This is a genomic window from Neisseria sp. 74A18 (assembly GCF_001308005.1).
In the GTDB taxonomy this organism is placed as follows: domain Bacteria; phylum Pseudomonadota; class Gammaproteobacteria; order Burkholderiales; family Neisseriaceae; genus Neisseria; species Neisseria dumasiana.
This window is the reverse complement of record NZ_LGZA01000006.1, coordinates 16,558-42,641: the sequence shown is the minus strand read 5'-3', so window position 1 is coordinate 42,641 and position 26,084 is coordinate 16,558. Positions and strand designations below refer to the sequence as shown.

Here is a 26,084-nt window from a genome sequence, read left to right as displayed (position 1 = left end):
GGTCGGGGGTTAATTGGAACCGCTGCACCCGTTAGCAAAGTTTTTTTGCCATTTCCAAGCATTTTGCATGATATCGTAGATGTTGCGCTTGGCTTTCCACCCTAATTCTCTTTCTGACTTTTTTGTGTCTGCATAACATTCTGTAACATCCCCTTCGCGCCTTTTGCAGACGGTATAGGGAATGGTGATACCTGAAACTTTTTCAAATGCTTTGATGACTTCCAGCACGGAATAGCCTCGGCCGGTACCTAAATTATAAATATGCAAACCCGGTTGGTTTTGCTTTGCCTGCATGGCTTTCAGATGGCCTTCTGCCAGGTCGACGACGTGAATATAATCGCGCACCCCGGTGCCGTCCGAAGTTGGATAGTCGTTGCCGAAAATACTGAGTTGTTTGAGTTTTCCTGATGCGACTTGGCAGATATAAGGAAGAAGGTTGTTGGGTATTCCGTTTGGGTTTTCGCCTATCAATCCGCTTTCATGAGCTCCGGCAGGGTTAAAGTATCTCAATATAACGGCGCTCCAACGCGGGTCTGCCGCAGCCATGTCTTGAAGTATTTTTTCTACAATATGTTTTGTTTGACCGTATGGGTTGGTTGTGGCGCCTGTTGGCATGGCTTCTGTTACCGGCATTCGGGAAGGTACTCCGTAAACAGTCGCCGACGAGCTGAATATGATATTGAATATCCCGGCATTACTCATTTCTTCAAATAATACCAAGCTGCCATATACATTGTTATCGTAATATTCGAGTGGATTTTGTATGCTTTCATTTACGACTTTTAAGCCCGCGAAATGCATGACGGCTTCGATTTTATGGGTGTTGAAAATCTGTTTGAGCAGCGCTCTATCTCGAATATCCCCATGATAAAAGCGAACAGGGCTGCCTATAATGTGTTCAAGGCGGGGCAGGATATTGGCAGACGAGTTAGACAAGTTATCGATGATGACAATTTCGTGGCCTGCCTCTCCAAGAGAAACTGCGGTGTGGGAGCCGATAAATCCAGTACCTCCTGTTACTAATATAGTCGCCATAATTATTCCGTCGGATAAATGAGTAATGTTTGTAATGAATGTTATTTTGTTATTTATATTAGGGGTTTAGGATTTTAGGCTGTCTTGCCATTCTTCAAAGGCCGTCTGAAAAACCCGGTTCAAAATCTGCTGATTCTCACGGGTGTTTTGGGTGTGATAAAAGTGTTCTTCTGTTTCAATGCCTAAAGCCAGAAAGTAGTCGATCATAAAATTGCCGTAGCCTTCGTCTTCATCATGATAGTAGTATTGGGTGAAGCGGTTGCCCAGATCGTTGAAACAGGTGGTGTCTATGCCGCCGCCCAGTTGGGTTAGAACGAACTCTGCGCCGGAAAGGATGCCGTTTTGCAGTTCTGTAAATCGGGGCAATGCTTCTGCTTCGGGGCTGTGGAGGTTTTGAGATACGGCCCATTTATAATAATAACCCATGTGATTTGCTGCATTTTCTTTCGGCAAATCAGATGGGTAGTTTTCTTCGGTATGGAAAGTTATATGGTCGTAGTGCATGTTGGAAATTTTACTATGAATGGCGGTAATGTTGTTGATTATTTTATGTAGTATCGGGGCTTATGTACTAAATGGCCGTCTGAAAAATGTTTTTCAGACGGCCTGATACACAGTTTAAGAATAGTGGGTTAGTGGATGGTGTAGCCGCGCAGATATTGGCTGCGTTCGCGCGTCATGCGGGTGTCGCATTGCAGGCGCAGGTATTCTGCTTGCAAGGTGCTTTCGGCTTGGGCGGCTGCTTGGCGGCAATGGTTGGTTTTGCTTTGAATCCAGCTGCGTTGTTCGCTTAGCAATTCTCTTTGAACGGGCTGTTCCATGTTGTTCCAAAGCCGGTTGATTTCGTTGTTTGCCGCTTGGTTGTTTTGTTTGGCCTGCTCGAGTTCGTTGGCAGAGAATGTGATTTCTGTGCGCTTGGGTTCGGGGCTGAGTATTTCGGGCGGAGAGGCTTCTTCTTGGTTATCGAAGGCGTTGCTGGCGGCATTGTTCTCGAGAATGTCTTCGGGGTCGGCTTGGGGCGGGTCGGAATAGGGTTGGTTGTTGGCATTGAGGGCATCTTTAAGCTGCACTGCTTTGCCGTCTATCATCAGGATGCTTTTGATGCCGTAGGGAATGAGGGCGGTTGCGATGTTTTGTGCGGCTACGGTGATGCCGTTGTCTTCGTAATTAACGGTGGTTTGGCCGTCTGAATGGGCGAGTGTATAAGATAGGGGGTGTGAGAAGCCGCCTTTGTCGTCGTAAGTGAGTTGACCGCCGGTAAGCCGTTCTTGCATCAGTTGGCTGATGGTGCGGTTGCTGTACAGCAGCGGGCTGTTGGTTTGCGCAGTGTTGAGAATATCGGTGGGAATGCGGATATTCAAGCCGGCGGTGCAAACGGTGTTGCCGTTGCGTTGTTCTGTGCGCGGATTATCCAGCGAAATATTCAGTTGGGTGGCGGCGGCGATGATTTTATCGGGGTCGATAAACTGGCGGCTGTCTTTGCGTGCGTAGGATTGAGCTTCTTGTTTGATGATTTCTTGGATGTTGGTGCGGATGTTGTGGGCAACGGCAGGGTTGCTGCATTCAAGTGTGTTGTTGGTTTGTTGAACGGGCGCGTCGTCGCTGCATGCGGCAAGTGCGGTGGCGAGCAGGGATAAAGTGAGTAGTTTTTTATACATTTTCAAACCTCATAAATTGGATTTCAGACGGCATCATAGCAAAAAGCACCTGCAACGGGTAAGGTTGTTGCAGGTGCTTTTTAGTTTGCTTTCAGTTTATTTGATGAAGTTTACAAAACCGGTAAGGATAATCACATTGATTAAGTCAACAAAGAAAGCACCTACCATCGGCACAATCAAAAATGCTTTGTGTGATGCGCCGAAGCGTTCTGTAATCGACTGCATATTGGCAACGGCCGTGGGGGTTGCACCCATACCGAAACCGCAATGTCCGCCCGCCAATACGGCGGCGTCGTAGTTGCGACCCATCAATACATAGGTAACGAAGGTGGCGTAAAGCACCATAACCAAGGTTTGTGCCAGCAGGATGATGGTTACGGGGCCTGCCAGGCCGGTCAGTTCCCACAGCTTCAGGTTCAGCAGTGCCATGGCCAAGAATAACGACAGAGAGGCGTTACCGAACACGTCGATGGCACGGTCAAACATATTGAATTTGAATACGATGGTTAGGATGTTGCGCAAAATCACACCGCCGCCCAACGCCCAAACGAATTTGGGCAAATCGTAGAGGTGCTCTTTGTCGATACTGTCCATGATTTCGGCAAAAGCCAAACATGCTGCAAACATGGCAAGGGTTTCGATCGCCGAGCTGGCGGTAATCAGACGGGTTTGCTCGGCATGCTCAAACAAATCTTCGGTGCTCTTGCCGGGATCGTCGTCGTCATAAGCGGCTTCTTGAGCTTTGATGCTGGCTTCGTCCAAAGGTTGGCGGCCCATTTTGTTGATCAGACGGCGGGATACCGGGCCGCCGATCAAGCCGCCGGCCACCAAGCCGAATGTTGCGGCGGCAAGGCCCAAGCCTGTTGCGCCGGTTAAGCCGAAATTTTTCTCAAAGTCAGGGCCCCATGCGCCGGCAGTTCCGTGACCGCCTGTGAGGGTAATGGAACCTGTCATCAAGCCGATCAAGGGGTCGAGACCGAGTGCGGTGGCCAAGCCGACGCCGACGGCGTTTTGAATGAAAATGAAAAAGCCGACAATGGCGGTAAAGATGATTAAAGGCAGGCCGCCTGCTTTAAGGCGGGAAAAGTCTGCACTCAAACCGATGGAGCTGAAGAAAATCAGCATAAAGGTATCTTGAAGCGGTTTTTCAAATTTGAAGCTGACACCGTAAAAAGAGTGTAAAGCGTATAGGATGATGGCGGCAACCAAGCCGCCGGCGACGGGTTCGGGGATGTTGAAATTTTGTAATACTTTGATTTTGTTTACCATTATTTTGCCAACCAGCAAAACAATGGTAGCGGCAATCAGTGTGTAATAACTGTTAAATACCCATTCCATAAATTTTTCTTTCCGGTAAAACCATAAAAATCAAACCACATACAAAAATTTGCCTGCGGGTTAGCTTGCTGATATTAGGGGAAGAGTTAAGGTTTGTCAAAGATAGGTTTAGTTTTAACAGCTTGGTTTGAGATGTATTTTATGGGGAAAAATGTTGAGCGCCTTAAAAACCCGCCTTAATCGCCATCTGCTTTTTCCGCTATACTTGCGTGTTTTTACATTTTACGCATTTAAACCGCTTAAGTGCGTTATTAGGGTTTTATGGTTCAAGAAACGGTTTCTCGATTTTCCCAACGCTGGGTGCTGATGCTTTCTTATAACGGCGAAGCTTTTTACGGCTGGCAGAAACAGGTGCAGGGTGTGCCTACGGTACAGGCATCTTTGGAATACGCCTTAAGTTGTATAGCCGGAGAGCCGATACACACGGTGGTGGCAGGCCGGACGGATACGGGGGTTCATGCAACGGCGCAAGTTGTGCATTTCGATACGTCGGCAAAGCGTCCCGCCCAAGCATGGATACGGGGTGTGAATGCTCATTTGCCTAAGGGAGTGGCCGTGTGGCATGCCCAACCGGTAGATGCGCGTTTTCATGCCCGTTTCGATGCGTTCGGCCGCCGTTACCGTTATGTATTGCAGTCTTCGGCCGTGCGCAGCCCTTTATTGGAGGGAAGGGTGGGCTGGGTGTGCCGCCAACTTGATTTGGATAACATGCGCAAAGCGGCGGCTTTATTGGTGGGCGAGCATGATTTTTCCAGTTTTCGAGCGGCTGAGTGCCAAGCCAAATCGCCGGTTAAAACCATTTACAGTGCAGAACTCAAAGGCAGCCCTGCTTTGATGACTTTAGACTTGCACGGCAATGCCTTCCTTCATCATATGGTACGCAATATTATGGGCGCGCTGGTGTATGTGGGCGACGGGCGGTTGAGTGTGGAAGATTTTGCAGCGTTAATGGAAAAACGCAGCAGGCTTTATGCGCCGCCCACTCTGATGCCGGACGGTTTGTATCTGACCGGTGTGGACTATCCGCCGGAATGGGGGGTGGCAACGCCACAACCGCCCGAATGGTTGTGGTAAAGCACAGAGGCCGTCTGAATGATTTCAGACGGCCTCTGTGTTTAAAACATATAAGCAGTGTTACAGCAATTCCCACACAAAGAAAATTAAAGTGTGCAGGATAAACAGTGGTACAAGAATGCCGAAAGACCAAGCCATGTAGCCGAAGAAGCTGGGCATGTTGACTTTGCGCTGCTCGGCAATCGCTTTCACCATAAAGTTCGGCGCGTTACCGATATAGCTCAATGCGCCCATAAACACCGAACCCATTGAAATAGCCAATAAAGTGTGGAACAGCGGGCCGCTCATCAATGCTTGGGCGTCGCCACCGGCCATATTGAAGAATACCAAGTAGGTGGGCGCGTTATCCAAGAAGGCAGACAATATGCCGGTCATCCAGAAATACATGCTGTTGATAGGATCACCCGCTTCGTTGTGCACCAGCGAAATCAATCCGGCAAACGCTCCTTTTTCACCTGCCTGCAAAATAGCAATTACAGGCGCGATGGTAATGAAAATACCTAAGAACAGCTTGCCCACTTCGAGAATTGGATCCCAGTTGAATTCGTTACCTGCCCGTACTTGTTTGGCGGTGATGGCAAGCGAAATAAGAGCCAACACAACCAGAATAATATCGCGCAACAGGTTGGGCAGCAGGTAGGGAGTGCCCAAAACATTGATGCCGGGGTGGTCGGGTTTCCATAAGCCCGACATCAATACCGCACTCACTACGCCGGCCAGCAGCAGGAAATTCCATTTGCCGAAAATTTTCAGTTTGCTGTCGGGCGAAGGGTCTTTAGGCAGGATTTCATCTTCTTTGGAGAAGAAATAGCTGTCTACAAGGTAGAACAGAATCAGCAGCAATACGGAGCTGATCAGCACCGGCACCATCATGTGTTGCACGGTCCAGCCGAAATCAACACCTTTCAAGAAGCCCAAAAACAGCGGCGGATCGCCCAGCGGAGTCAGACCTCCGCCGATGTTGGCCACGAGGAAAATAAAGAAAACCACCACATGCACCTTGTGTTTGCGGTTGTCGTTGGCTTTCAGAATCGGGCGGATCAGCAGCATCGCCGCACCGGTCGTCCCCATAATCGAAGCCAGCACCGTGCCGATGGCAAGAATGGTCGTATTCAGGCGGGGGCTGCCGTGCAGATTACCCCACACCAAAATGCCGCCTGAAATCGTGTAGAGGGCAAACAGCAGCACGATAAACGGAATATATTCGGCCACCAAAGCATGGGCAACGGTATGAACGGCCTCGCCGAAACCGAATACGAAAATAAACGGAATCAAAAACAGCAAAGTCCAAACGGCAGTGATTTTGCCGAAGTGGTGGTGCCAAGTATGTGAAAACAGCAAAGGCCCGGTGGCAATGGAAAGCAGAATCAGAACGAAAGGGATGCCCCACATCAGGCTGAGTGTGGCACCGTCGAGAGATGCTGCCATCGCAGGTGCCGGCGCAAGCAGCAGGGGAAGAAGTGCGGTGGATAATCGCATTATTTATTATTCCTTATGGTGGAGGGTCGTCGAAATACACGGCGGGAAAAAACTGCCGCGCACGGCCGAAACCTAAGGCTTCGATGAATCATAGCGGTAAGGCAACCGTTTGCCATATCGGTTTTGCCGCATGTTGATGGTTAAACACACTTTGAATGGTGTGTATCCACCGATTTTCCGGCTACGAAAGGGGCAAATTGTAAATGAAAGATGCGGGTGTGTCAGCTTTTGCCGCAGCGTGTTTTCAGACGGCCTGTTCAGCAATCAGGCCGTCTGAAAACAATCATGGCATAAAATGTCGGCAAGCCAGTGCGAATCCCTTGGTTGAATATACCTATTCAGGCATCGGGCAGACGCCACATCCAAACGGCTACGCAGAAGCAGAATACGGCCGAAACGGCGGCAACCCACCAGCGTTCGGGAAACTGATACAGCATCAGGCAGCAAGAAAAGGCCATCATACTGAATGCGAAATATTTGGCACGGCGCGGTACGGCGCGGCGTTCTTCCCAATCTTTGACCATCGGGCCGAAAAAGCGGTGTTGGTGAAGCCAGCGGTGGAAACGCGGTGAAGCACGCGCCCAGCAGGCGGCGGCCAGAATCACGAACGGGGTGGTGGGCAGAATCGGCAGAAAGATGCCGATAATGCCCAATAACAGCGCAATCGCACCGAAAAGCCAGAATAGAGGACGTAATATCATGTTTTTCTTGATGTTGTGTTGTGAGTGAGTAAAGGTTTCAGCGTTTGTGTTTGTTGTTATGCTTATCGAAGGGGCAACGTGCAATGTTTAAATCGTTCCAGCCTTGATGCCCCATTTCTCGCAGCAAAGCCATATTGCGGCCGAAAATCGCTTCGGCATCGGGGAATGCTTCGGCCGCTTTGCTGATGCTGTCTTCGCGGATTAAATGCAGGGTAGGGTAAGGCGAACGGTTGGTATAGTTAGTAATATCGTCTGCTTGAGTGCCTTCAAATTGAAATTCGGGGTGAAACGGAGCAATCTGAATAATCCCTTCCAAACCGTTATCCGCCACCGCCTGCTCGGCAAAATCAAGCATATCGTTAAATAGCAGAAAATCGCCGAATAAATCGGGGTGCACCAGTAAAGTGGTTTCCAACTCTTCGGGGGGCGTGCTGCCCAATAATTGCAGTTCGCGGTCGAGATCTTCGAGAAAACCGTCGAGATGTTTGGCTCTGCTGACTTCAATCCTCACCAACCCTTTAACATAAGGGGCTTTGGCAAAAGGGCACAAGTTGAGACCGATAACGGCTTTTTCCAGCCATTGGCGGGTGTGCTCGATTACGGTTTGGTTGCAAATAGTCATATCGGTTAAAAACTGCATTATCTGAGAATAACTTGTAATGATAAGGTTTTTTACCCCGAATGAAAACAATAACGCCCGATTTATTGGGTGGTGGAGAGGGTGTCAAAACGGATTAACGGGTATTGTCGGAAGAGATGCGGCTTCGGGCGGGCAAAAAGCTGCTATTTTGCCGATGCCAATGCGTGTAAGGTGGTGTTGTACAGATACAAGTAAGGCCGTCTGAACGGTTCAGACGGCCTTTATGGCGTTGGTTGTCTTAATCTTGATGCAAATGCCCCAAAGGTAGGGCGGTGGTGTTTTTAATTTCTTTCAATACGAAACTGGATTTCGCGTCCTGCACGCCGGGGTGCGATAAAAGGGTATCCAACACAAAATGCGAAAACGCGTTCATATCGGTAAAAAACGCATGAAGCAGATAATCGGTTTCTCCCGTTAACGCAAAGCAGCTTAACACTTCCGGCCAGTTTTGAACGGCAGAAGAGAAATCGTCACGCGCCTCCACCGCTTTATCGATAGAAACGCGGATAAACGCCTGCAACCCCAGTTTGACCGCCACCGGCGAGAGCAATGCCGCATATTGGCGGATGATGCCGGCATCTTCGAGCTGCTTCAAACGGCGCAGACACGGAGAGGGCGACAATGCCACCCGCTCGGAAAGCTCCACATTGGTCAGGCGGCCGTTTTCTTGTAATACCTGCAAGATTTTTAAATCGGTTTTATCCAGAGTGATTTGTGCCATTTTCTTGCCCTTTTTCTTATGGTTTTGGTTTGGTTTATATTCCGACTGCAAGCTTAATATAAAATAATTTAACTTAACGCACAATAGTCTAAAAAACATATTTTTTTAAAATATTATGTGATAATAAACACAGTTTTCAGCTTCATATTGTTTTGTATTTTTTCAGTATTTTTAATTTTCTCTGCTGCTCGGGAGTTTGGGTAGGCCGTTTGCGGGCGTTGCACGCAATCCGAGACCTTTGCAAAACCCCTGTCTGCGATGCATTTGTGCGTTGTGCGTTGCTACGCTTTGAACCACGTCCACATCAAGGATTTTGCAAAGGTTACAATCCGTCTGAGCATGCGGGCGTTTTCGCCGTTTTTACCCGGCGTATCCGCAGCCGGTTCAAAACCTTTACCTTATAAATAAACGAAACTTGCCCGCAACCGAAAATCCCGCCATAATCAGGCGCAATGCAGGAGAGCGCGACACCGTATTACACGGCAAGCCGCCGAAGGCGCAGACACCCTTAAATCGCTCAGGCAAAAGGACTGCATTCGTCAAATCATCTGGAGAGCGGCGCGGCTGCGCCCACCGAAGGGGAGAAGGCCGTCTGAAAATATTCGGGCGAACACGCAGGCATTCGATTCAGACGGCCTGTTGCCGAAAATCTCAGGTTCAAGGACAGATAGGGGCGCGTGAAAAGCATCGCAGCCCTTAACCTATGGAGAACCAGAGCAATGACTACCCTCAAAACCACCCCGTTCAATCAAGCCCATAAAGACGCAGGCGGCAAACTTGTTGATTTTGCCGGCTGGGAGCTGCCCGTCAACTACGGCTCGCAAATCCAAGAACACGAAGCCGTGCGCACCGACGCAGGCATGTTCGACGTATCCCATATGCTCGTTTCCGACATCAAAGGCAGCCAAGCCAAGCAATGGTTGCAAAAACTGCTTGCCAACGACGTAGCCAAACTCTCGTTTGTCGGCAAAGCCCTCTATTCCGCCATGCTCAACGACAACGGCGGCGTGATGGACGACCTGATCGTTTACCGCACCAATGAAGCCGAAACCCAATACCGCATCGTATCTAACGCCGCCACCCGCGAAAAAGACTTGGCACAATTTGCCAAAGTCGGCGAAGCGTTCGGCATCGAAATCACCCCCCGCTACGACCTCGCCATGCTCGCCGTGCAAGGCCCCAAAGCCGTTGAAAAACTGCTTGCCGTCAAACCCGAATGGGCCGAAACCGTGAACGCACTCAAGCCCTTCCAAGGTGCAGATTTAGGCAACGACTGGTTTGTCGCCCGCACCGGCTACACCGGCGAAGACGGTGTAGAAGTGATTCTGCCCGGCACCGAAGCCACCGCCTTCTTCACCTCCCTGCGCGAAGCCGGCGTACAACCCTGCGGCCTCGGCGCACGCGACACCCTGCGCATGGAAGCCGGCATGAACCTCTACGGCCACGACATGAACGACGAAACCAGCCCCCTGCAAGCCGGCATGGGCTGGACGGTGGATTTGAAAGACGAAAACCGCGACTTCATCGGCAAAACCGCCCTCGTCGCCCTCAAAGAAAAAGGCGTGGACGTGAAACAAGTCGGCCTGCTGCTGGCCAAAGGCGGCGTATTGCGCGAAGGTATGGAAGTCGTTACCGAACAAGGCAAAGGCATCACCACCAGCGGCGTGTTTTCCCCCAGCCTGAAACAATCCATCGCCATCGCCCGCGTGCCCAAAGCGTTTGAAGGCGACACGGCCAAAGTGGTGATTCGCGGCAAAGAAGTGGACGTGCGCGTGTTGAAACTGCCTTTTGTACGGAATGGGCAGAAGCAGTTTGATTGAGGTTTTCAGACGGCCTTGAGTATGGAGAGGCCGTCTGAAACGAAAAGTGATTCAGATTTTTTGAAGGTGCTTAATTTATTTTGGACCAGCTGAGGCAGGTAGATACATCAATAAGGCATATGTGGCAATTGCCTATAATGTTTCTTTTTAATATACAAATAAAAAAGCCATCTGAAATGGCAAGTCGTTTTTTATTCATTAAAGATCATGGCTTATCCGAATTAAGTGTGATAGAGCTGTCTTTTCTAGCTGTTGTTGTTTTAGTTTTTCAAAAATAAAGTTTACAAAATTTTACATATATATGATTTTGACATTTCCTTGAAATCGCGTTTCTATAAAAAATCCGAAAACGCCGCTATTAACTGTCTTTTTAGCAATTTTATATATTTTCCCTGTTATTAGTTGTTGATTTTTTTGTGGGTTTTTTGGTTGCTGCTGTTATTATAACTATTGACGCAAGGAAAAAAACAAGTAAAATTTTTGCCATCATCATTTAGGAAAGATTATTAAGATGAGCAAAAAAATTATCATTAATTTTCTACAATATGTGATTCCGATTTGCATAATTTGCTGCTGTTGTATAGTCGTCTGGAGGAAAATTGCAATACCGGAATCAGTGAATACTATGCTTGTTGGTGCATATGTTGGTTCAGGCTTGCCTTGGTTAAGTTTTCATACGAAAAAATGGCTAACTAGCGAAGAGAGTAGTTGGGGACAAGACTTGTTATTGATATTTTGGCTCGGAGTATGTTTTGGCATTCCCGCCTTTTTTATCACGTTCAGTGAAAACTTAAATCAGCTTTTAGGAGCGAATGTCATTCGTATTCCTCCCAACTTATTTTTTTCATATCTAGTCACTGCATGGCTAGTCAAATCGGGTATTGAGGCTGGGGATAGTAAGTAAAGCAAGGTGCGTGCCACCAGCACGCACGCGTTGGTTGGGAATGGTTGAGAACGCGTGCGCGGTTTGAGCCGCACACCCTACGCGAGGCAAGCAGAATTGTTTTACCAACACTAAATTTTCAGACGGCCTCTTAACGAAACCTATATCTATCTGTTTCTACGATGCCGTCTGAAAATAGCTTGAATCACTTTATAAGAAAAAGATTGACAAGCAAAAGAGCCGTTTCCGCTTTACACCCAAACCACACATACCCGTAAAATTTATCCGACACTACAAAGGAAAAAGGAGTAACAGCATGAAACAATTGGCAATGTATATCAACGGTGCGTTTGTGTCTGATTTTGCAGGCAGCTACCGCGATGTGTTGAACCCGGCTACCGAGGTGGTGATTGCGCAGGAGCCGAAGGGCAGCCGTGCGGATGTGGAAAAAGCGGTGGCGGCAGCGTATGCGGCGCAGCCTGCGTGGGAACGCGTGCCGGCGGTGGAGCGCAGTGCGTATCTGCGTAAAATTGCGGCGGGCATCCGCGAGCGTGCCGACGAGTTGACGGATACGATTGTGGCCGAAGGCGGCAAAACCAAAGATTTGGCGCGTATCGAAGTGATGTTTACCGCCGATTATCTGGATTATCAGGCGGAATGGGCGCGCCGTTATGAGGGCGAGATTATTCAGAGCGACCGTCCGAAAGAAAATATTTTCCTGTTTAAGCGTCCGTTGGGCGTGATCGGCGGTATTTTGCCGTGGAATTTCCCGTTTTTCCTGATTGCCCGCAAAATGGGGCCTGCGCTGGTTACGGGCAATACGATTGTGGTTAAGCCCAGCAGCGTTACGCCGATCAACTGCCATATTTTTGCTGAAATCGTACACAGCGTCGGCCTGCCTGCGGGCGTGTTTAACGTGGTGAACGGCCCGGGCGCGGAAATCGGCAATTCGTTGGCATCACATCCGCAAGTGGCGATGGTGAGCCTTACCGGTTCGGTGGAAGCCGGCCGCCAAGTGATGGAAGCGGCTTCGGCAAACATCACCAAGGTGTCGCTGGAATTGGGCGGCAAAGCGCCTGCGCTGGTGTTGAAAGATGCCGATTTGGATTTGGCGGTGAAGTCGATAGTGGCTTCGCGCGTGGGCAATACCGGCCAAATCTGTAACTGCGCCGAACGCGTGTATGTGCATAAGAGCATTAAAGACCCATTTATCGAGAAGATGACCGCCGCCATGAAAGCGGTGCGTTTCGGCAATCCTGCCGAAGCGGCTGAAGGTGCGTTGGAAATGGGTCCGCTGATTGAAGAGCGCGCGGTGAAGGAAGTGGCGGAAAAAGTGCAGCGCGCCGTTTCGCAAGGTGCGACGCTGGTGTGCGGCGGTAAACGCGCCGAGGGTAAAGGCTATTTCTTCGAGCCGACCGTGTTGACCGATGTCGATAACAGCATGGACATTATGAAAGAAGAAACCTTCGGCCCCGTGCTGCCGATTGCGACTTTTGAAACGCTGGACGAAGCCGTTTCGTTGGCGAACGATTGCGAATTCGGCCTTACCAGCTCGGTGTACACCACCAATCTGAACGAAGCCTTCTACGTAACCCGCCGCCTGCAATTCGGCGAAACCTACATCAACCGCGAAAACTTCGAGGCTATGCAGGGTTTCCATGCCGGTTGGAAAAAATCGGGTATCGGCGGTGCCGACGGCAAACACGGTTTGGAAGAGTATCTGCAAACGCAGATGGTTTATTTGGAAACCAATATTTGATGCTTGTGCCGAATCTTCGTAAAACGGCATGGGCATGATGGAAACGGTTTGTAAATCAAGTTCGATATAGCAGATAAACAGCTATAATCCTGCGTTTTCAGACGGCCTTTAAACCAAGAGGCCGTCTGAAAAAGATCAAACGGTATTTTCAAACAGGCTGACCATAAGGCCGAACACAAGAGGATTCACACAATGCGTAAGATATTATTTTTGGCTGCTGTTTTGTCGTCGCTGGCCTTAGCAGGCTGCGATGCGAAAGACGCTTGCTTGGATCAAGGCGGCAGCTATAATGAAACCACCAAGCAATGCGAGAAATAGCCAATCAACTTAACTTTTACTACGGCGTTGCTGCGCCTTGCTGCCTTAAAAATGTGTTAATTGACTAACGGCAGTGTTAATTTTGAAACCTATGGAGAACAAACCATGAGCAATATCCCCGCTGAATTGAAATATGTGTCCAGCCACGAATGGCTGCGTTTGGAAGCCGACGGCACCGTAACCGTGGGCATTACCGAACACGCGCAAGAGTTGTTGGGCGACATCGTATTTGTAGAGCTGCCCGAAGTGGGTGCGAATCTGGCTGCCGAAGAGCAGGCCGGTGTGGTGGAATCCGTAAAAGCGGCTTCCGACGTTTACGCGCCGATTGCCGGTGAAGTGGTGGAAATCAACGAAGCTTTGGTTGATGCGCCCGAAACGGCAAACAGCGAGCCTTACGGCGCAGGTTGGTTCTTCAAAATCAAACCGGCCAATGCTGCCGATTTGGACGGTTTGCTGACTGCCGAACAATACGGTGCCGAAATCGGCTAAACGGTTATTTGTTGCCCGAATCGGCTCAACCGATTTTCTAAGGCTTTAAGGCCGTCTGAAAAAATTCAGACGGCCTTTGTGTATAATGAGCGGCTTTAACCCTGATAACGGATATGTGATGCAAACAGAAGTGGAATTGAAGATTTTAAACCCCAAGATGGCCGACAAGCTGCCTGCTTACGCTACACCCGGTTCGGCCGGTTTGGATTTGCGTGCCTGCCTCGACGAGGCCGTGGAGCTGCAACCGGGCGAGACGTTTCTTGTGCCGACGGGGCTGGCCGTTCATTTGGGCAATCCCGATTATGCTGCGGTATTGTTGCCCCGTTCAGGCTTGGGGCATAAGCACGGCGTTGTGCTGGGCAATTTGGTCGGTTTGATTGATTCGGATTACCAAGGCGAATTAAAAGTATCGGTTTGGAACCGCAGTAAAGAAGCATTTGTGATTCAACCGTTTGAGCGGATTGCCCAAATGGTGATTGTGCCCGTGGTTCAGGCTTCGTTTAAAGTGGTAGAAGAATTTGCCGCAAGCGAGCGCGGAGAAGGCGGTTTCGGCAGCACGGGCAAGGCTTGAACAAGTTTTCTGCCTTGTATTAAAAATGTGTTGATTAACTATATTTGTTGCTATGAGGCCGTCTGAAATTTTCAGACGGCCTCCGGCTTTTCAGATGGTTATTTTGTTTTATTCTTTAGGCAGGCGGATGATGGATACTAGGAATCCGCCCCAAATGATAACCAGTGTGATGATAAGCATCATGATTGCGGTGCTGCTCATTCTTGATCTCCTTTTTCTGCATCAGGATTGAAGGCTTCTTCTTTTCTCCAAGGCATTGCCGACAAAACCAAAGCCAATACAACCAAAGCCAGCGACATGCCCCAACCGAAGATGTTTAAGAACCAGTCGGGATAGCCTTCGTAGTTTTTCTCCAGTAGAGCGGAAGTGTCTTTAAACAGCATGTAACCCAGTATAACGATGGTAATGCCGATGCAGGCATACCAAATCGGGCCGACTTTGAAAGAAGAAACGGCGTTGATGTGTCGGCGTAAAACCGGCAGGTTTTTGCTGGCGGCAATGGCCAAGACATATAAGAAACCTGCTGCCACGATGCCGTAAGTATTAACGAATTTATCCATCACATCCAGCACCGGCAAGCCCGTGGTGGTGCCGAAGAGCAGGGTGGAAATGATCATCATGGGAATACACACGGTAAATGTTGCCGTTACCCGCCCCAGTTTCATTTTGTCTTGAATGGCCGCAATAATCACTTCTACAATAGAGATCATCGAAGTGATGCCTGCAAACACCAACGAGCCGAAAAAGAGCAATCCGATTAAAGCGCCGAAAGGGGCTTGGTTGATGATGGCCGGAAAAGCGATGAATGCCAAGCCGATGCCCGAAGAGGCAACTTCGCTCACTTCTTTGCCGTTGGCGGCCGCCATAAAGCCGAGAGCGGCGAATACGCCGATGCCGGCCAATACTTCAAAGCTGCTGTTGGCAAAACCCACTACCAAACCGGTGCCGGTCAGGTCAGATTTCTTTTTCAGGTAAGACGAATAAGTAATCATGATGCCGAAACAGATAGAGAGCGAGAAGAAAATCTGGCCGTATGCGGCAACCCACACTCCGGGTTCGGACAATTTGGACCAATCAGGCGTAAACAGCGCGTTCAAGCCTTTTTCCGCGCCCGGCAAAGTGAGGGAAATTCCCACCATAATCAAAAACATCACCACCAATAAAGGCATGAAGAAGCTGGAAGAGCGGGCCACGCCTTTTTGTACGCCCAAGGCCAAAATCAGCAGGGTAAAAATCCAAACGCCCACCAGCGGCCCGGCAACTTTGGCGACAAAATCCAAACCTAACGATACGCCGTCGGCCATTTGAAGATAGTCTTTAAAAAAGAATGCCTGCGGGTCGGAACCCCATGCGCCGATAAGCGAGTAATAGGTATAGCTGGCCGCCCAGCCGATGATCACCGCGTAATAAATACAGATGATTACGTTGGTAAGTACGTTCCACCAGCCGAAAGGCTCGAAAGCCTTGTTAACGCGGCGGAAGGCCAAAGGTGCGGAACCGCGGTTGCGGTGGCCCAAAGCGTAATCTAAAAACAGCAGGGGGATGCCCGCAGTCAGCAATGCAACCAAATAAGGCACGATAAATGCACCGCCGCCGTTTTCGTAAGTAACGTAAGGGAAACGCCAGATATTGCCCAAACCGACCGCCGAACCGATGGCGGCAAACATAAACGCCCGCCGGCTTGAGAAGGTTTCGCGCTTGGATTGATTTGAATCAGACACAATCGTACCTCGTGAATAATTTAAAGTATGTTTTACGCCGGATGTTTGATGAAACATTTATTCCGGCACGGCTGCTTCGCGGGCGTTTGAAAAGAAGCCGGCTTGAAAAAGGATGGCTCTAAACGCACCGAAGCAGGTTGTTTGCAGTCGGTAAAAAAACCGCCATGTACGGTATCATACTGATTTATGTAAAGTTGTGCGAGAAAAATTTAAATTTGCGGTGTGTTTTCAGGGCAAATAAACAGATGCGGTGCGAATAAATGTTTTTTCGACCGTTTGGCGGCTATTGGCAGAATATCGCCGGCATTTAAAACATGGCCGTCTGAAACTGACAGGTATCGGCAACAAAAACAGCGGCTCTTACCTGCCTTTCCTGTTTGGCGCATATATCGGCTTGGCAGCGATTCACGATATAATAAGCTTTTTTGTTAAGACCACTTATCATATGAAACACATACACATTATCGGTATCGGCGGAACCTTTATGGGCGGCGTGGCGGCGATTGCCAAAGAAGCAGGATTCAAAGTAACCGGATGCGATGCCAAGATGTATCCGCCGATGAGCACCCAACTCGAAGCACTCGGTATCGATGTGCACGAAGGCTTCGATGCCGAACAGCTTGATACCTTTCAAGCCGATGTGTATGTGATCGGCAACGTAGCCAAAAGGGGCATGGAAGTGGTAGAAGCGGTATTGAACCGCGGCCTGCCGTATATTTCCGGCCCGCAGTGGTTGGCCGAAAATGTATTGCACCGGCACTGGGTGCTGGCTGTGGCGGGAACGCACGGTAAAACCACCACGGCATCCATGCTGGCTTGGGTGTTGGAATATGCAGGGCTTGCTCCGGGCTTTCTCATTGGCGGCGTGCCTCAAAATTTCAGCGTGTCCGCCCGCCTGCCGCAATCTCCGCGTCAAGATCCGAACAGTAAGTCTCCGTTTTTTGTGGTTGAAGCCGACGAATACGACACGGCCTTTTTCGACAAACGCTCCAAGTTTGTCCACTACCGCCCGCGCACCTGTATTCTCAACAACTTAGAATTCGATCACGCCGATATTTTTGCCGATTTGGCCGCGATTCAAACCCAATTCCATCATCTTGTGCGTACCGTGCCGTCTGAAGGGCTGATCGCTTGCAACGGCACCGAACAGAGCTTGCGCGATACTTTGAACAAAGGCTGCTGGACACCCGTGGAATATTTCGGCGGAGAAAGCGGTTGGCAGATCGGCAATGTAGAGGCAGACGGCTCGTTTGACGTTTGGTTCGAAGGCCGAAAAGCAGGACATGTTGCTTGGCAAATCATAGGAGAACACAACCGCATGAACGCTTTGGCCGTTATTGCCGCCGCGAGACATGCCGGCGTGGACATTCAGACGGCCTGCGAAGCATTGGGGCAGTTTAAAAACGTGAAGCGGCGCATGGAAACCAAAGGTGTGGCAAACGGCGTAACGGTTTATGATGATTTTGCCCATCACCCCACCGCCATCGCCACAACCGTTGCCGGTTTGCGGCAGAAAATCGGCAGCCGGCGGATTTTGGCCGTATTGGAGCCGCGTTCGAATACCATGAAACTCGGCACCATGAAAGAAGCGTTGCCGGAAAGCCTGCGTGAAGCCGATCAAGTGTTTTGCTATGCAGGCGGGTTGGATTGGGATGTTGCCGCCGCACTCGCTCCGCTCGGCAGCAAGCTTTACGTCGGCAAGGATTTTGATTCATTTGTGGCGGAAATTGTAAGGCAGGCGCAAAGCGGCGACCATGTGTTGGTTATGAGTAACGGCGGTTTCGGCGGTATTCATGAGAAACTGCTTTCGGAATTGGAAAAATAGCCTTAGGGCAGCTTTAAAAACATCAGGCCGTTCTGACTGTTCAGACGGCCTGAGACCTTTGTAAAACCCCCATCTGCGGCGCATTTCTGCGTTGTGCGCTGCTCGCTCGTTTGCCTATCTATATGATATGTCTGCACTCGTTGTGCTGCTACTTGAACTGCATCCACATCTGAGGGTTTTGCAAAGGCCTCAGCCTGATGTTTTTTGATTGTTCGGCTTGGTTTGGCTGAAAAACAAGAGTTTTGAAAAGGCATCGGCAAAAAAAAGGGGTGGCAGACCGCCACACCCAAACACACACACATCAAGAGGAAAGAGATGAAAAAAATCAGTTTCCGGGTTTGTCCGCTTGTTTTTTCACCCAGAAGAATAAAACCGTTGCAATCACAATCACAAAAAGAATCGTCAGCAGCGACATAATGCCCACAGGCGATTCAAATAATTCTTTGAGTAGTTCCATAATGTTCCCGGTAATATTTGTTATTAGATTTGAAACACATTATAGATAAAAATAATTATTTGGATTTGATTCAGGTCAACTTTTCTCAAAGTTGAGGTATCGGGCATGGAAAAGCGCGAAATACGGGCAGGGTTAGGTTTTTTCATTTTGCCTGTTGCCGATACGCCATAGGCGGCCGACTTGTTTGAAACCCGATGGCGGGTGCTGAAATTTTCGCGCGTTGTGTCAAAGAGTGGGCGGCAGAATGCGTGTTCGTGTCGGGTTTGCACAATATGCGGGGGTGTTTCTGTCTTAAACGAGGCATTTATAAAATAATAATAAAAACAGACATTAATTATGAAGCTTTGCCGCCCGAACCATCTGCGTGCGGATAGACGATTTGGCCGAGCGGAAGCAGGCGGTTAACGTGAAAATAGGTGATGATATTTACCGAACTTGTTTCGGCAAAAAAGATTCAGTAGGTTTTCAGACGGCCTAAAATATGAAACGTGTTAGGGCTTTATCGAGCGGTAAAAAAGCTGTGCTTGCTCACAGAACAGCAGGTTTAAGAGAAGAATATAAGATTTTTGGCAGATAAAAATTATTTATAATCAAAGTGATTACTTAAGTTGATTGTTTTCCGCTCGGTGAGATATGCAACCGTTTGAGTGATATTTGCTTGGGAATACGGCATCCGATTTATCCTTTTTTAAAGATGAAAAGTTGCTCCAAAAAAGAATCGAAAAAGGAGGGAATCATGCGTATTACCGTTTTTGTTGCAGCGGCGGCGTTATTGGGCGGCCTTTACTACGTTCAGGAAAGCCCTGAGGTCAAGCAGAAAATCAAACATACGTTCAGCCGTGAAAATCTGTTTGAAGTGAAATTCAAAAACCCTGAAAAGCAGAAAGAGTTTGAAAAAAACAAATCTTCGCTGTTTTACCCCGATTCCAAATCATAAGCCGCAATGAAAATCACGATGCCGTCTGAAACGTTTCAGACGGCATCGTTTTGCATAAGGGTATCGGGTTGCTGCTTCAGGTTTTGGGCAAGGTAACGCCTGTTTGCCCCATATATTTGCCGTTGCGGTCTTTATAAGAGGTTTCGCACACTTCGTCGCTTTCAAAAAACAATACCTGAGCCACGCCTTCTCCCGCGTAAATTTTGGCCGGCAGCGGGGTGGTATTGGAAAATTCCAGCGTAACATAGCCTTCCCATTCAGGCTCGAACGGCGTTACGTTCACGATGATGCCGCAGCGGGCATAAGTCGATTTGCCCAGGCATACCGTCAGCACGTTACGCGGGATGCGGAAATATTCGACCGTGCGTGCCAGTGCGAAAGAGTTGGGCGGGATGATGCAGTAGTCGTCTTCAACCGTTACAAAATTGCGCGGATCGAAATTTTTGGGATCGACAATCGTGCTGTTGATGTTGGTAAAAATTTTAAATTCATTGGCGCAACGGATATCGTAACCGTAGCTTGAAGTGCCGTAGGAAATGATTTTTTTACCGTTGATTTCTTTAATCTGATTCGGCTCAAACGGCTCAATCATTCCGTGTTGCTCGCTCATACGGCGTATCCATTTGTCCGATTTGATGCTCATGTTTTTCCTTTTGATAAGCGGGTGGTTGCAGTAGAAATTCAATCTTTGTTCATGAAGGCCGATTGAGGCTGGGATTATAAGTTACCTCGCGCCGATTATACAGCTTTATCCCGTTTTCGGTTGCGCCGGCTCGGGGCGGTTTCTGCCGCAGGCGTTTGCGGATATGCTCGGTTCCGTTTGTCGGAAGCCTGATGCGCAATGCGGTTGAAACTGGTATGCTTCACACCGTTTTGCGCGCATCGGCTAAGAGATGCGTTTGATTACACACAGGAAAAACTATGTATCATAAAAAAGCGCGCGGCGCGAAGCCGTGGATTGTGATGACGGTGGTGTTGCTGCTGCTGGTGTGGTTGCTGTATGCACTCGGAAATATTCTGACGCCGTTTATTGTTGCAGCGGTGTTGGCGTATATTTTGAATCCGCTGGTGGAAAAGCTGCGTAACAAAGGTGTAAAACGCGGCCCGGCTTCGATGATGGTGATGGTTTTCGCGTTGATGCTGCTGCTGGCGTTGATGCTGATTATCGTGCCGATGCTGATCAGCCAGTTTAACAATATGATCGACCGTGTGCCGCAGATTATTCATTTTGTTCAGGGCAAACTGCTGCCTTGGCTCGATAAGCTGGCCGGCAAGCATGCAACTATTGATGTGCAGAGTATTACGCTGTGGATTCAATCGCATACGGGCGAGTTGAACAATGCCTTGCGCCGACTTGCGCCGACCTTGATGCGACAAAGCAGCAATGTGGCGGTGGGGTTGACCAACCTGATGCTGCTGCCGTTTCTGCTGTATTATTTTCTGCTCGATTGGCAGCGGTGGTCGCACGGGATCAAGGCTTTGATTCCCAGACGCTTTATTGATACTTACACGCGCATTGCGGGCAATATGGACAAGGTATTGGGCGAGTTTTTGCGCGGTCAGCTGTTGGTCATGCTGATTATGGGCGTGATTTACGGCGTGAGCTTGATGCTCACGGGGCTGGATTCGGGTTTCGCCATCGGTATGATCGCCGGCATTTTGGTGTTTGTGCCGTATTTGGGCGCATTTACCGGCCTGCTGTTGGCAACGTTGGCGGCTTTGCTGCAATTCGGTTCGTGGCAGGGTTTGTTGATGGTGTGGGCGGTGTTCGGTGTCGGCCAGTTTTTGGAGAGCTTCTTCATCACGCCGAAAATCGTGGGCGACCGCATCGGTTTGTCGCCTTTCTGGGTGATTTTCTCGTTGATGGCGTTCGGCCAGTTGATGGGTTTCGTGGGCATGTTGATCGGCTTGCCGTTGGCGGCGGTAACGTTGGTGTTGCTGCGCGAAGGAGCGGATGTTTATTTCAAGAGTTTGTTTTACAAGCATAAGTAAAGGGTAATGCCGATATGAAAGGCCGTCTGAAAAAGTTTTTCAGACGGCCTTTGTTATATGGACGGATGATTGTGAAATGAACGGTTAATCAATGGTTTTTTGCCTGCCGTTGCGGAGTTTCCATTTCACTGCATAGCCCAGCAGCACGGGGGCGAGGGCGATAATCCATTTGAATGTCCAAGTGGCATACCACGGTTGGGCAATCACGATGGTGTCGGCCGAAATCGTGCCGCCTGAAACGAGAATATCGCGTACGGCAACCCAGTCGAGATACGGCCACCAACAGGCGGTGAGCAGGCCGAGGAAAAACGGCCAAATGTTGCGGCTCAAATTGCGCTGCCATAATACGAAGCACACCACCGAACAAATTAACGTAAGCGCGCTGATCAGCAGTTTGGTCTGCATCGGCGCACCGAAATAATTGGAAATCAGGTAAGTGAGTACAACCCACAGGGCGGCAAGTGTGGCTAAGATCAATTCTTCGGGGCGTTTGAACATGCGGAAATTCCTTTATGTTGCGGCTAAATAGCGTTAGGCCGTCTGAAAACAGGCGTTTAATATACCGCAAAATAAAAGCGCTGGATACGGCAGGCTGCGGAAACGCGGGTTTCGGGTGCTTGGAAAAGCCGCTAAAATAAAGACGCCGGTGCCGTTCGGCGGCATCGGAGCCTGTTCAGAATCATTCAGCGGCGGAGCATTTATGGATACCGGAGTCATCATCAGCGGGCACAGCAGCGGCTTAGGGTTGGCGTTGGCCGAACATTATCTGTCGGCAGGCTGCCGCATATTGGGTTTGTCGCGACGGCAGGCAGCTTTGGGGCCGTCTGAAAATCTGTTGCAGCACAGTGTGGATTTAAGCCGGGCAGAAGCATTGGCTGCTTTGCTTTCAGACGGCCTGTTAGATGATTTTTCGGCGGGCGTGCGCGAAATCATTTTAATCAACAATGCCGCCGCCGTTGCTCCGAATGCCGTGGCGGGTATGCAGAGTGCCGGTGAAATTTCCACCGCCGTATCGTTAAACATTGCCGCACCGTTGCTGCTGACCAACCATCTGATCGCCTGCAAGCCTGAGCGCAGCGTGTTGAAAATCGTCCACATCAGCAGCGGGGCGGGGCGCAATGCCTATCCCGGCTGGAGCGTGTATGGCGCAAGCAAAGCCGCGCTCGACCACCATGCCCGCTGTATCGCCGCCGAACAGCATGCCGGAGTTTACATCGCTTCTATTGCGCCCGGCGTGGTGGATACGCCGATGCAGGCCGAAATCCGTGCTTCGCATGACGGTGCTTTCCCGATGCGGCAGCGTTTTCTCGACCTGAAAGAGCAGGGCGGTTTGAGCAGCCCCGCCGATACCGCCGCCCGTATTGCCGCCATGATTGCATCTGCCGATTTCGGCAAAGAAGTTATAGACGATGTGCGCCGTTATGCAGGGCATAAAGGTAACTGAACTAAATCTGCTTAAAGACATTGAATACAGCACAAACCATTTTCAGACGGCCTGCCCCTATCAGGCCGTCTGAAAGACTCCATCGAAGGCCGAACCCATGAACAACGATTTTCAAGCCGCGCTCAAAGCGTTGGGCAAACAAGCCAAACAAGAAGCCCGAGAGCGGGAAGAAGCCGAAGCAAAGGCGCGCAAACAGGCTGCCGAAGAGGTGGACTTTGTCAAAGAAATGGGCGGAGTCGTGCCGCTGAAAAACAGCAACCGCTATGCTCCCCCGCGCGACAAAAGCCCCATCAAACCGCGTAAAACCGATGAAGCGGCATTGGCGGCGGAAGATTATTTTTATGTGGGCGACGGCGGGTTTGACGAGCCGCCCGCATCGTTCAGCAAAAACGGCCAAGGCAAAAACGACATCCGCCGTTTGCAAAGCGGCCATTGGCCGGTGGTGGCCGATGTGGATTTGCACGGCTACACCCAAGAGCAGGCGCAGGAAGTATTGAACGAGTTTATCGAATTTACCAAAAAGCGCGGCGTGTGCGGCGAAATCGTACACGGCAGCGGCTTGGGGTCTTCAGGCTACAAGCCTGTGTTGAAAACGCTGGTGCGCCGTTGGCTGATGGCCCATCCCGATGTGTTGGCCTATGTGGAACCGCACAAAGGCAACGACGGCGCGGTGCGGATTTTGCTGAAACGCAATAAAGCATGGGATGCCGAATAAACAGGCAGCTGCTGTTTGCAAAAGTATCCGGCCGTCTGAAAACCTGTTCGGGCCGGTTTTCAGACGGCCTTAATAACACGTTATAGTTAGCAATCGTCGGCATGAAATTTCATATCGGATATTGTTTCTGCTCAATAAAATAGGTAAACCGCGTGCAATGTGGCAGAAAAAGGCGTACATTTAAACATGAAGCGGACTGTGTGCTAGGGCGTATCGTCAGAAGGCATTGCGGCGGTACACCCGGTGCGGGTACGCACCCCGAGACCTTTGCAAAACCCCCATCTGCGGCGCATTTCTGCGTTGTGCGCTGTTTGCTCGTTTGCCTATCTGTATGATATGTCTGCACTCGCTGTGCTGCTACGCCTTGAACTGCATCCACATCTGAGGGTTTTGCAAAGGTCTTACCCCATCTTTTCTGTTTGCCGAAGGAGCGTGTTATGAGGATTTTTCAGACGGCCCCGTTATTGTCTGCCGCATTATTGCTGGCGGCATGTGCCATTACTCCCGAACAGCGGGCCGCAAGGGACGCTGCACAGAAAAAATACGAACAGGATTTACAGGTATCGCTGGCTTCCCAATGCGACAAAGAAACCGCAGAGTTGATGCGCCAACAATTCGATTCGCCGCCCCGCAGCGAAAAAGAGCAAAAAGCGTTTCGTTTGCGCTACATAGATAAAGTGTCCGATCCGATGTTTCAGGCCTGCTACAAATTGGCTTGGCAAAACTATATTGCTCGCCAAGAACTCGAAAGAGCGCGTTATTACCACGATTGGGACGGTTTTTATTACCCCTTCCGGCGGTATTGCTATTATTGCTGGTAAGCGTAATTCAGACGGCTTCTCGGAGCCGTCTGAATTTTTTATCCTGACGAAGCGGATAAGTGTAGGTCAGAAAGCCTGCAATCAGGCATAATATCCGCCCGCCGTTTGCTGCGAAAGCACGGGGGGCTTTATATTTTTTGTTTATATTATTTCATGTTAAAGGTGTCGGGCACGGATAAGGCCCGCCCGTATGGTTGCAACAAAGGGAATGAATATGTCTGCTAAAAATCCGTCGCTGGTAGGCGGAGCATTGATTATTGCGGGTACGGTGATTGGGGCGGGTATGCTGGCCAATCCAACCGCTACGTCGGGTATCTGGTTTACCGGCTCGCTGCTGGTGTTGTTTTATACATGGTTTTCTATGTTGTCGAGCGGTTTGATGTTGCTGGAAGTGAATACCCATTACCCGCACGGTGCCAGTTTCGATACGATGGTGAAAGACTTGCTCGGCAAAGGTTGGAATGCGGTAAACGGATTTGCCGTGGCGTTTGTGCTTTATCTGCTCACTTACGCCTATATTTTCGTAGGCGGCGATTTAACCGCCAAAGGCTTGAGCAGCCTGCTGAAAGGGCAGGTAGGCTTGCCTGCGGGGCAGCTGCTGTTTTTCTTTGTGTTGGCGTTTTGCGTGTGGGCATCGACCCGCTGGGTGGACCGGCTGACCAGTATTTTGATTGCCGGTATGGTAATCGCCTTTTTCTGGGCTACCGGCGGCTTAATCGGCAGTGTGCAGCTGCCGGTGCTGTTCGATACCGATGCCGCACCCGGTACGCAATATTGGATTTACGTTGCCGCCGCTTTGCCGGTGTGTTTGGCATCGTTCGGTTTCCACGGCAACGTATCGAGTCTGTTGAAATACTTTAACGGCGATGCCCCCAGAGTTGCGCGCGCCTTGTTTTGGGGTACGCTGATGGCCTTGGTGATCTACATCCTGTGGCAGTTGGCCATTCAAGGCAACCTGCCGCGCAGCGCATTCGGGCCGGTGATCGAAGTGAACGGGCAGGTTTCGGTGTTGATTGAAACTTTGTCTAAGTTTGTGCCCACGGGCAGCATGGCCGCAGTATTGTCGTTTTTTGCCTATATGGCGATTGCTACTTCCTTCTTGGGCGTAACATTGGGTTTGTTCGACTATTTGGCCGATATGTTCAAATGGGACAACAGCACGGCAGGCCGCACGAAAACAGCGGCACTCACGTTTTTGCCGCCTTTGGTGTGCTGTTTGCTGTTTCCTACCGGTTTTGTAAAAGTTATCGGATATGTCGGCTTGGCGGCTACGGTTTGGACGGCCTTGATTCCTTCGATGCTGCTTTACCGCTCGCGCAAAAAATTCACAGAAAACAAAGGCTACCGTGTTTACGGCGGCATGTGGCTGATTGTGTGGGTATTTGCTTTCGGCGTGATTAATATCGCCGCCAAAATATTGCACGAATGGGAAGCCGTGCCGGTATTTAAAGGCTGAGCTTTCTTTTGCGGATGAATGGAACGCAGGCCGAGGCCGTCTGAAAAACCGTCAAGCGGGCAAAATCGGCAACATATGGCAAGGCACCGTTTGATAAACCGTGCAAAATGCAGTGCGTTGTGGCATAATTGCCTGTCCGTTTACACGGGTTTAAGGAGTTTGCACGGGTTTAGGCTTGGCAAACTTGTCCGAACCGAAAGGTTCTTACTTATTTATTCGGAGTTTATCCA

28 protein-coding genes and 1 riboswitch are annotated in these 26,084 nt (G+C 49.9%); of the genes, 15 read left to right on the top strand and 13 right to left on the bottom strand.

Annotated features, from left to right (window positions below):
• Positions 1–9: 9 nt before the first annotated feature.
• The 4 genes from galE to gltS form a co-directional block, all read right to left on the bottom strand.
• Positions 10–1,035 carry a UDP-glucose 4-epimerase GalE gene (galE, locus tag AKG43_RS03470; protein ID WP_054599184.1) on the bottom strand — a complete coding sequence of 342 codons (1,026 nt, stop codon included), beginning with the start codon at positions 1,033–1,035 and terminating at the stop codon, positions 10–12.
• Positions 1,036–1,101: 66 nt separating this feature from the next.
• Positions 1,102–1,461, bottom strand: coding sequence for a hypothetical protein (locus AKG43_RS03465; RefSeq protein ID WP_342351500.1), 360 nt, complete (start codon positions 1,459–1,461; stop codon positions 1,102–1,104).
• Between the two features lie 206 nt (positions 1,462–1,667).
• Positions 1,668–2,693 carry a lysozyme inhibitor LprI family protein gene (locus AKG43_RS03460; protein ID WP_054599182.1) on the bottom strand — a complete coding sequence of 342 codons (1,026 nt, stop codon included), beginning with the start codon at positions 2,691–2,693 and terminating at the stop codon, positions 1,668–1,670.
• A gap of 96 nt (positions 2,694–2,789) precedes the next feature.
• Entirely contained in the window at positions 2,790–4,031 is a 1,242-nt protein-coding gene (gene gltS / locus AKG43_RS03455; protein ID WP_054599181.1) for a sodium/glutamate symporter, read from the bottom strand.
• A 261-nt stretch (positions 4,032–4,292) separates the two neighbouring features.
• Here gltS and truA point away from each other — a divergent pair, with 261 nt between their 5' ends.
• Complete coding sequence (truA, locus tag AKG43_RS03450) at positions 4,293–5,105, top strand: tRNA pseudouridine(38-40) synthase TruA (RefSeq protein WP_054599180.1); 813 nt, start codon at positions 4,293–4,295, stop codon at positions 5,103–5,105.
• Between the two features lie 60 nt (positions 5,106–5,165).
• Here the strand turns inward: truA and AKG43_RS03445 are convergent, their stop codons facing one another.
• The 4 genes from AKG43_RS03445 to AKG43_RS03430 form a co-directional block, all read right to left on the bottom strand.
• On the bottom strand, positions 5,166–6,584 hold the full coding sequence (locus AKG43_RS03445) for a sodium:proton antiporter (RefSeq protein WP_054599179.1): 1,419 nt from the start codon (positions 6,582–6,584) through the stop codon (positions 5,166–5,168).
• 338 nt (positions 6,585–6,922) lie between these two features.
• On the bottom strand, positions 6,923–7,285 hold the full coding sequence (locus AKG43_RS03440; RefSeq protein WP_054599178.1) for a YbaN family protein: 363 nt from the start codon (positions 7,283–7,285) through the stop codon (positions 6,923–6,925).
• A gap of 37 nt (positions 7,286–7,322) precedes the next feature.
• Positions 7,323–7,907 (bottom strand): DUF1415 domain-containing protein, encoded by a 585-nt coding sequence (locus tag AKG43_RS03435; RefSeq protein WP_054599228.1) that lies wholly within the window; start codon positions 7,905–7,907, stop codon positions 7,323–7,325.
• Between the two features lie 256 nt (positions 7,908–8,163).
• On the bottom strand, positions 8,164–8,646 hold the full coding sequence (locus AKG43_RS03430) for an Lrp/AsnC family transcriptional regulator (protein WP_054599177.1): 483 nt from the start codon (positions 8,644–8,646) through the stop codon (positions 8,164–8,166).
• 445 nt (positions 8,647–9,091) lie between these two features.
• Positions 9,092–9,189: riboswitch (glycine riboswitch) on the top strand.
• A gap of 176 nt (positions 9,190–9,365) precedes the next feature.
• Here AKG43_RS03430 and gcvT point away from each other — a divergent pair.
• The 6 genes from gcvT to dut all read left to right on the top strand — a co-directional run bounded on the left by gcvT (position 9,366) and on the right by dut (position 14,486).
• Positions 9,366–10,466, top strand: a complete 1,101-nt coding sequence (gene gcvT / locus AKG43_RS03425) for a glycine cleavage system aminomethyltransferase GcvT (protein ID WP_054599176.1) — start codon at positions 9,366–9,368, stop codon at positions 10,464–10,466.
• Positions 10,467–10,977: 511 nt separating this feature from the next.
• Complete coding sequence (locus AKG43_RS03420; protein ID WP_054599175.1) at positions 10,978–11,370, top strand: hypothetical protein; 393 nt, start codon at positions 10,978–10,980, stop codon at positions 11,368–11,370.
• Positions 11,371–11,665: 295 nt separating this feature from the next.
• Positions 11,666–13,108: an aldehyde dehydrogenase gene (gene aldA / locus AKG43_RS03415; protein WP_054599174.1), complete on the top strand. Its 1,443-nt coding sequence runs from the start codon at positions 11,666–11,668 to the stop codon at positions 13,106–13,108.
• A 192-nt stretch (positions 13,109–13,300) separates the two neighbouring features.
• Positions 13,301–13,426, top strand: a complete 126-nt coding sequence (locus AKG43_RS13520; RefSeq protein WP_004285715.1) for a hypothetical protein — start codon at positions 13,301–13,303, stop codon at positions 13,424–13,426.
• Positions 13,427–13,531: 105 nt separating this feature from the next.
• Complete coding sequence (gene gcvH / locus AKG43_RS03410; RefSeq protein ID WP_054599173.1) at positions 13,532–13,915, top strand: glycine cleavage system protein GcvH; 384 nt, start codon at positions 13,532–13,534, stop codon at positions 13,913–13,915.
• Positions 13,916–14,033: 118 nt separating this feature from the next.
• Entirely contained in the window at positions 14,034–14,486 is a 453-nt protein-coding gene (dut, locus tag AKG43_RS03405; RefSeq protein ID WP_054599227.1) for a dUTP diphosphatase, read from the top strand.
• A 108-nt stretch (positions 14,487–14,594) separates the two neighbouring features.
• Here dut and AKG43_RS12110 read toward each other — a convergent pair whose 3' ends face one another.
• A complete protein-coding gene (locus AKG43_RS12110; protein WP_082402962.1) occupies positions 14,595–14,687 on the bottom strand; it encodes a methionine/alanine import family NSS transporter small subunit in 93 nt (30 codons plus the stop codon).
• Positions 14,684–16,264: a sodium-dependent transporter gene (locus AKG43_RS03400; RefSeq protein ID WP_054599172.1), complete on the bottom strand. Its 1,581-nt coding sequence runs from the start codon at positions 16,262–16,264 to the stop codon at positions 14,684–14,686. Before AKG43_RS03400 ends, AKG43_RS12110 begins: the two co-directional genes overlap by 4 nt.
• A gap of 388 nt (positions 16,265–16,652) precedes the next feature.
• On the opposite strand from AKG43_RS03400, the gene mpl reads away from it, so the two are divergent.
• On the top strand, positions 16,653–18,032 hold the full coding sequence (gene mpl, locus AKG43_RS03395; RefSeq protein ID WP_054599226.1) for a UDP-N-acetylmuramate:L-alanyl-gamma-D-glutamyl-meso-diaminopimelate ligase: 1,380 nt from the start codon (positions 16,653–16,655) through the stop codon (positions 18,030–18,032).
• 325 nt (positions 18,033–18,357) lie between these two features.
• Here mpl and AKG43_RS12100 read toward each other — a convergent pair whose 3' ends face one another.
• Positions 18,358–18,489, bottom strand: coding sequence for a DUF3149 domain-containing protein (locus AKG43_RS12100; protein WP_082402961.1), 132 nt, complete (start codon positions 18,487–18,489; stop codon positions 18,358–18,360).
• A gap of 736 nt (positions 18,490–19,225) precedes the next feature.
• On the opposite strand from AKG43_RS12100, the gene AKG43_RS03385 reads away from it, so the two are divergent.
• Positions 19,226–19,426 carry a hypothetical protein gene (locus tag AKG43_RS03385; RefSeq protein ID WP_054599170.1) on the top strand — a complete coding sequence of 67 codons (201 nt, stop codon included), beginning with the start codon at positions 19,226–19,228 and terminating at the stop codon, positions 19,424–19,426.
• Positions 19,427–19,502: 76 nt separating this feature from the next.
• Here the strand turns inward: AKG43_RS03385 and dcd are convergent, their stop codons facing one another.
• Positions 19,503–20,069: a dCTP deaminase gene (gene dcd, locus AKG43_RS03380; protein WP_054599169.1), complete on the bottom strand. Its 567-nt coding sequence runs from the start codon at positions 20,067–20,069 to the stop codon at positions 19,503–19,505.
• A gap of 278 nt (positions 20,070–20,347) precedes the next feature.
• Between dcd and AKG43_RS03375 the strand changes: the two genes are divergently transcribed.
• Positions 20,348–21,418: an AI-2E family transporter gene (locus AKG43_RS03375; protein WP_054599168.1), complete on the top strand. Its 1,071-nt coding sequence runs from the start codon at positions 20,348–20,350 to the stop codon at positions 21,416–21,418.
• Between the two features lie 84 nt (positions 21,419–21,502).
• Here AKG43_RS03375 and AKG43_RS03370 read toward each other — a convergent pair whose 3' ends face one another.
• A complete protein-coding gene (locus tag AKG43_RS03370) occupies positions 21,503–21,916 on the bottom strand; it encodes a hypothetical protein (protein WP_054599167.1) in 414 nt (137 codons plus the stop codon).
• A gap of 202 nt (positions 21,917–22,118) precedes the next feature.
• On the opposite strand from AKG43_RS03370, the gene AKG43_RS03365 reads away from it, so the two are divergent.
• From AKG43_RS03365 to AKG43_RS03350, 5 genes are all read left to right on the top strand, one after another.
• Complete coding sequence (locus AKG43_RS03365; protein ID WP_054599225.1) at positions 22,119–22,862, top strand: SDR family NAD(P)-dependent oxidoreductase; 744 nt, start codon at positions 22,119–22,121, stop codon at positions 22,860–22,862.
• Between the two features lie 97 nt (positions 22,863–22,959).
• On the top strand, positions 22,960–23,577 hold the full coding sequence (locus AKG43_RS03360) for a Smr/MutS family protein (RefSeq protein WP_054599166.1): 618 nt from the start codon (positions 22,960–22,962) through the stop codon (positions 23,575–23,577).
• Positions 23,578–23,844: 267 nt separating this feature from the next.
• The gene (locus AKG43_RS13145) at positions 23,845–24,018 is read left to right on the top strand and encodes a lipoprotein signal peptidase (RefSeq protein ID WP_082402960.1); all 174 of its coding nucleotides are present in this window, start codon (positions 23,845–23,847) and stop codon (positions 24,016–24,018) included.
• Positions 24,015–24,398 (top strand): hypothetical protein, encoded by a 384-nt coding sequence (locus tag AKG43_RS03355; RefSeq protein WP_054599165.1) that lies wholly within the window; start codon positions 24,015–24,017, stop codon positions 24,396–24,398. The genes AKG43_RS13145 and AKG43_RS03355 overlap by 4 nt, the downstream gene beginning before the upstream one ends.
• A 214-nt stretch (positions 24,399–24,612) precedes the next feature.
• The gene (locus AKG43_RS03350) at positions 24,613–25,854 is read left to right on the top strand and encodes an aromatic amino acid transporter (protein WP_054599224.1); all 1,242 of its coding nucleotides are present in this window, start codon (positions 24,613–24,615) and stop codon (positions 25,852–25,854) included.
• The last annotated feature ends 230 nt before the right edge of the window (positions 25,855–26,084 follow it).